At 54.9% G+C, this 5,878-nt stretch carries 5 protein-coding genes; all 5 read right to left on the minus strand.

Annotation, left to right across the window (positions count from 1 at the left end; all coding sequences use genetic code 11):
• Positions 1-2: 2 nt before the first annotated feature.
• The 5 genes from RW023_RS08270 to RW023_RS08290 all read right to left on the minus strand — a co-directional run bounded on the left by RW023_RS08270 (position 3) and on the right by RW023_RS08290 (position 5,741).
• Complete coding sequence (locus RW023_RS08270) at positions 3-662, minus strand: LUD domain-containing protein (protein ID WP_315580743.1); 660 nt, start codon at positions 660-662, stop codon at positions 3-5.
• A gap of 7 nt (positions 663-669) precedes the next feature.
• Positions 670-2,295: a LutB/LldF family L-lactate oxidation iron-sulfur protein gene (locus RW023_RS08275; protein ID WP_315580739.1), complete on the minus strand. Its 1,626-nt coding sequence runs from the start codon at positions 2,293-2,295 to the stop codon at positions 670-672.
• A 1-nt stretch (position 2,296) separates the two neighbouring features.
• Positions 2,297-3,094, minus strand: a complete 798-nt coding sequence (locus RW023_RS08280) for a (Fe-S)-binding protein (RefSeq protein WP_315580740.1) — start codon at positions 3,092-3,094, stop codon at positions 2,297-2,299.
• 360 nt (positions 3,095-3,454) lie between these two features.
• A complete protein-coding gene (locus tag RW023_RS08285; RefSeq protein ID WP_315580741.1) occupies positions 3,455-4,078 on the minus strand; it encodes a hypothetical protein in 624 nt (207 codons plus the stop codon).
• Positions 4,071-5,741 (minus strand): L-lactate permease, encoded by a 1,671-nt coding sequence (locus RW023_RS08290; protein WP_315580742.1) that lies wholly within the window; start codon positions 5,739-5,741, stop codon positions 4,071-4,073. The genes RW023_RS08285 and RW023_RS08290 overlap by 8 nt, the downstream gene beginning before the upstream one ends.
• Between the last annotated feature and the right edge of the window lie 137 nt (positions 5,742-5,878).

Here is a 5,878-nt window from a genome sequence, read left to right on the forward strand (position 1 = left end):
GCTTAGTGTGCGATGATCACTCGCAGGTGACGAGGACCGTGAACGCCATTGACTCGAACCAATTCGATATCTGAAGTTGCAGACCCACCGGCGATCCAAGTTGTTGGGCGCTCGGGATGCTCACCTAAGATATCGACGGCCTGTGGCACGGTCGGAACGATCGCGGAGCGTTCCAGGATTGCCACGTGAGTATCGGGAACAAGAGTGATCGCACGGCGTCCTTGATCAGGTTCACCGTCCAAGATAATCGTTCCCGAGATGGAAATCCCGACGCGAGTGCGAGTCACGACGGCATCGATTGCATCCAATTCCAATGTCGGAATAGCGTTCTCGCGCGAATCCTCACGTACCTTTCGCTTATCGCGTCCAGCCGCCTTCTTGAACTGATCATCGAGGCCTGTGGGAACGACAACCGAGGAAGCCTTGGCCTCGGAAAGGAACTTTGCGATCGCATCTTCAATTGCCTGATCATCGCGTGCCTCGACAACCTGCGCTGAGTAATCCTCAAGCTTCTCAATCATCTCAGCAACGACTTCATCCGAGCCGGGGGCATGGTGGCCTTCGCGGATGTAGTTACGAGGAATTTCACGAACGGGACGTCCCTCTTGCGAACGCTCAATGGCCTCGCGCGCACGGGCGAGGATAGCGGTCTTCGCATCCATAACCATCTCAGGCCTCCTCAGTATTCGTGTGAGTAGTCATTCCGTGCTCACTTGCCAAGGGGATATCCTTCGCCGGCGCATCGGTGCGTGGGGCCGAGGCATCTGAGTCGGGGTGAGTACGCCGCCACCACTGGCGGAATGTTTCCTTAGGGGCGACCGGAAGATCGCGGGCAGTGGTCCACAGAGACGCCGGGAAGGGAAGAGCACCGATCTTTCCCTTCTTCTTGGCAATGCGAGTTGCCTTGACGCCGGTCGTAGCCAGCTCCCATGCCTTTGAATTGGACATGACAGGGGTTGAAGCATCCATCGCCAAGTCCCAGATATCAGGCACGATGTTGTGTTTAACGTCCACGGTGCGGGCACGCATATGGATTAGAATGTTCGGAATCTTGATCTTGACCGGGCAGACCTCACCACACGCACCGCACAGAGAAGACGCGAAGGGAAGAGTGTGGACAGGATCCTTCTCATCCAAGCCTTGAGTGAGCTGTGGCGTGAGAATCGCGCCGATGGGGCCGGGGTAGACCGAACCGTAGGCGTGACCCGAAGTGTGTTGGTAGACCGGGCAGATATTCATGCAGGAACCGCAACGGATGCATGCAAGGGCTTCGCGGCCAATGGGATCTGCAAGAGTCTTGGTGCGTCCGTTATCCATCAGGATCAGGTGGAATTCCTGCGGGCCATCACCCGGAGTCACGCCCGTCCACATCGAGGTGTAGGGGTTCATGCGCTCACCCGTAGCAGAGCGGGGGAGAAGCTGGGAGAAGACCTCGATATCTTGGTAACGAGGAACCAGCTTTTCGATACCCATCAATGTGATGAGCGTATCGGGAAGGGTCAGGCACATGCGTCCGTTACCTTCCGATTCGAAGACCGACACGGTTCCAGTTTCAGCGATACCCATGTTGGTACCTGAAACCGCGACCTTGGCGTGCAGGAACTTCTTACGAAGGTGTGCGCGTGCGGCGGCAGTCAATTCCTGGGGATCATCAGAAAGATCACGCGGGGCATCTTCCATTCGATCGAGGAAAATGCCACGAACCTCGGAACGGTTACGGTGAATTGCAGGAACGACAATGTGGCTGGGCATATCGTCAGCAAGCTGGACGATCATTTCTGCCAGGTCGGTCTCGCGTGCGGAAATACCTTCGTCCTTCAGGAATTCGTTGAGGTTCGTTTCCTGGGTTGCCATCGACTTGATCTTGACGACTTCGTCGACGCCCTTGGACTTAATGATGTCCGCGATGATGCGATTCGCTTCATGCTTATCGCGTGCCCAGTGGACTATGCCTCCACGTGCGGTGACATTGCGCTCGAATTCTTCCAGAAGTTCAGGGAGTCGAGATTCGACCTCAAACTTGATCGCTTCTGCAGCGTCACGCAGATCTTCCCAGTCGGGCATTTCTGCGACGCGCTGACCACGCTTAGCGCGAATAGTGCGGGTAGCGTGGCCCAGATTGCGACGCATCTGAGTGTTTGCAAGGGTCTTATGCGCGGCCTCGGGGAAAGTCGGACCCCAGCGAAGAGTGTCTTCGGGGATCTCAACTGTCGTTCGCCATCCTCCGGTGTGAACCGCGGCATTGGAGTCATCGCCCGAGGCAACCCCGGGCATACCGATGAAGGTCTCAGACATTTCAGATCACCTGTGCGCTTTCTGGAGCGAATGAAATGTTGCCAAGGAAAGGCTTGTCCTTGGTGGATGCAAGAATTTCTGCGAGGTGCATCGGGCGGATACCCGAGTTCAGTCGAGACAAGCCGCCACCGACGTGCATCAAGCAGGAGTAATCACCCATGACCAGAACCTCGGCGTGTGTTGACATGACATTTGAGACCTTGTCGGCAAGCATCGCAGTCGAGGTTTCGGAGTTCTTCATGGAGAAGGTGCCACCAAAGCCGCAGCAAACCTCAGCGTCGGGAAGGTCAATAAGTGTTAGACCTTCCACCGCGCGAAGCAGGCGGTAAGGGCGATCTCCCACTCGTGCGACGCGCAGTGAGTGACAGGTCGGGTGATATGTCACGGTGTGGGGGAAGTATGCGCCGACATCTTCCAGGCCCAGGACATCGGTGATGAGCTCAGTGAGATCGTAGGTGTGTGCGGCGATCTGCTGGGAGCGCTTTGCGAGCTGATCATCGCCAACGTGCTCAGCGACGAGTTTTTGTTCGTGTCGGGCGGCACCCGTGCAAGAGCCAGAAGGAACCACAATTGCGTCCCATTCGCCGTCAAGGACGGGTTCGAAGGTTCGAACGTGGTTGCGAGTGATCTTGGCGGCATCTTCGAAGTAGCCGGTGTTGGCATGCATCTGGCCGCAGCAGACCTGGCCTTCGGGGAAGACAACTTCATGGCCCAGTCGTTCAAGCAGTGACACTGTCGCCTGGGCTGCCTGGGGGAACATGACGTCTGCCAGGCAAGTTGAGAAGAGAGCGATACGCACTGGGAGATCCTTTCTCGTAGGTGCTATTTCTCAAAGTATGGCTGGGTCTGAGGTCCCATTGGGGGGTAATGTGTAAGCCCTTTTCTAGACGGGGGCCAGAATTGTTGATTTCGTGCGGAAAAGTCGTAGAAGTCGATCGCTGAAATGGAGGCTTCTCTTAAGTGATTTGTAGCGCCGAAAATGCAACTTAAGACAGAGTATCCTTTCCTTTTTCAGTTTTACGACGCTGCGGTACGTGAAAAACGAAGACCCGGCCTTCTGGGTTCACGAGGCCGGGTAGTAGTTCCCGTATCTGCGAAAGGAAGTCTGTTGGGCTTCTCTTTACTCCGAGAGAGTGCTCAGCTGGGGAAAGGTGTTTTCTTAGCCCCTGATTCCTTCGCCAGTGACGATGATGAGGTTACAGTCCGAGGAAGCCGCAAAGCTTGTGATTTCGAATGACCCCCAGTTCGATTGAGTGTTGTTCTTATCAGTTCGGAGCACAGTATTCGCATGATCGGAGGGAACAGTGAAAAAGTGGCAGTTTTGGGGAACGTACTCGTAGAGGCCTGGATAGATACCGGGAAGAAGTGCGTTATTTCCGCCGCTTCCATTGGCAAGCATCTGGATTGTCTCAGGAGGAACACTTGCGACGCCTGTTACCCATAAGTGATGGTCGGGTGAGGGTAAGAGCCACCCTTCTGGGAAATTGGCTGCCACGACGTGTCCTTGCGTTGCACGAAGCCCGGGCATCCGTTCGTTGAAGGAATCGGTGCGCTCTTGGACCTTGATCTCGCCGTCAGTTTCGTAGGTGAACTCGGCAAAACGTGGGTCCTGGGGTAAACGCGATTGCGTGGCGTTTGAACCGAAGGGAATGCATCCCGTAAGAAGCGTGATGATGACACTGAGAACTGCCAAGGATCGCAATGACTTCGGCATAGCGCCTCTCTCTTCAAGTATTCCTTGGGCTCGCAGCCAGAAGACTGCGAGCCCAACGATCTTAAGCAATGGGCATATAGGAACCCAAATATCCTTGCGACGCGAGGAAGATCAAGACGCACAAGATGAGCAGCAATCCGATGGAATAGGGGGCCGCCTTCTTGAGAATTTCTGCTTCGCTTCCGGGCTCGTTGATTGAGGTCGCTGCGATGGTGAGATTTTGCGGCGACACAATCTTGCCGATACCTCCACCAATCGTGTTGCCTGCAAGCAAAGTCGATGGATCGAGTCCCGCGATCTGTGCGGCAGTGGACTGAAGGTTGGCGAAAAGTGCACCGGCACTGGTTGCCGATCCTGCGACAGCTGTTCCCAACCAACCGAGGATGGGGGAGAGGAAGGCGAAGAACACGCCGGTTGTTGCAAGAGCGGTACCGATCGCCCCTGTTTGCCCGGAGAGGTTCATGACGTACGCCAAGCCCATGACCAAGCAGATCGTCAGGATAGAAATCTTCAAGGTAGAAATTGTCTTGAAGAGAGTTGCAATTCCCTTTCCGAAGGTCATGGGGTAACGGCCGCCCGAACTGGTACGACCATAAACGAAAGCAACGATTAGGGCAGTGACGAAGATCCAGGTTCCGGGGTTAGAGAGGAACTGGAAGGTGTAGATCGTCGAAGAAACTGCCTTGCCTGCAGAATCTACCAATTCTCCCTGTAATCCAGGGACTGGGATCTTGATGTCTGTCGACTTGAAGATGGCATCAATATCGGCGCCGATCTTCCACAACTTGGTGATAGCAATGACGACAACAACCAACACATAGGGGAGAAGTGCCAAGGTAATGCGCGAGGCATTGGGGCGATCCTCTTGAGTGCTCTCAGAACGGTAGTCATCGGGCGTCTTCGGGGTCCACACCAAGAGGAAGATGTAAGAAGCGGCCAATCCCAGAAGTGAAGCAAGGACAGCGGTCAGCTCATAGGAGAACTCTGAGGTGAAGAAATGCCCGGCAGCGGTCGCAACGCCGGAAATCAGAGCGATCGGCCACAGCTGGGCAACGCCTCGGCCCCCATCAAGGATCCACAAGAGAAGGAGAGGAATGAAGCAGGCGAAAATCCAGGACAGGTGACCCATATTGGCTGCAACCACAAGGGGGTTTTGGCCGCCCAAACGGCCAGCAGTCGTTGTTGGGATTGCCATTGCGCCAAAACCAACATTGATCGCGTTGCCAACGATGGTCACAACAGCAGCCTTTACCGGGGGAAGGCCAAGTGAGACAAGCATCGCGGCAACGATTGCCACGGGCGCACCGAAACCTGCGAGGCCCTCGAGTAGACCGCAGAAAGAGAAAGCAATGATCAGTGCTTGGACTCGAATGTCGCCCTTGCCGATCGTATTAAAAACAGCACGTAGATCTTTGGAACGTCCCGAAACCTCGGTGAGGTTGTACAACCACACTGCGGCAATGATGATGTAGATGATCGGGATCAGAGCGAAGACGATGCCTTCGCCTGCTGCCAAAAGGCTCATGCTCAGTGGCATCTTGTAGCCAAGGACGGCGATAAGTAGTGCAGCAACCAGTGAAATCAATGCGCACCAGTGCGTCTTGACTTTAAAAGCGCCTAGAAGGACGAAGAACAGCAGGAGCGGAAGAATTCCGGCAAGTGCCGTGAGAAAAACATTTGAGCCGATAGCCGTCGTTGACGGCGTAAAGCTTGCGCTCACCAAAGAGAACATGGCTACTCCTGCGACAGTGCGAGTGGGTGGTCCTAGCCAGATTCTAGGCCTGCGATCCTATCTCGGTGCGATTTTTAGGAAAAATTCGGGTGAAAGTACAGAATAAAGGCAAACTGTAGGCTGTTTTTCAGAAGAAA

Source organism: uncultured Actinomyces sp., from assembly GCF_963542285.1.
Lineage (GTDB): Bacteria > Actinomycetota > Actinomycetes > Actinomycetales > Actinomycetaceae > Pauljensenia.

What these genes read in the sequence shown, in the direction of transcription:
- RW023_RS08270 (WP_315580743.1), bottom strand. Translation starts at nt 662, where the DNA reads ATGGATGCGAAGACCGCTATCCTCGCCCGTGCGCGCGAGGCCATTGAG.
- RW023_RS08275 (WP_315580739.1), bottom strand. Translation starts at nt 2,295, where the DNA reads ATGTCTGAGACCTTCATCGGTATGCCCGGGGTTGCCTCGGGCGATGAC.
- RW023_RS08290 (WP_315580742.1), bottom strand. Translation starts at nt 5,741, where the DNA reads ATGTTCTCTTTGGTGAGCGCAAGCTTTACGCCGTCAACGACGGCTATC.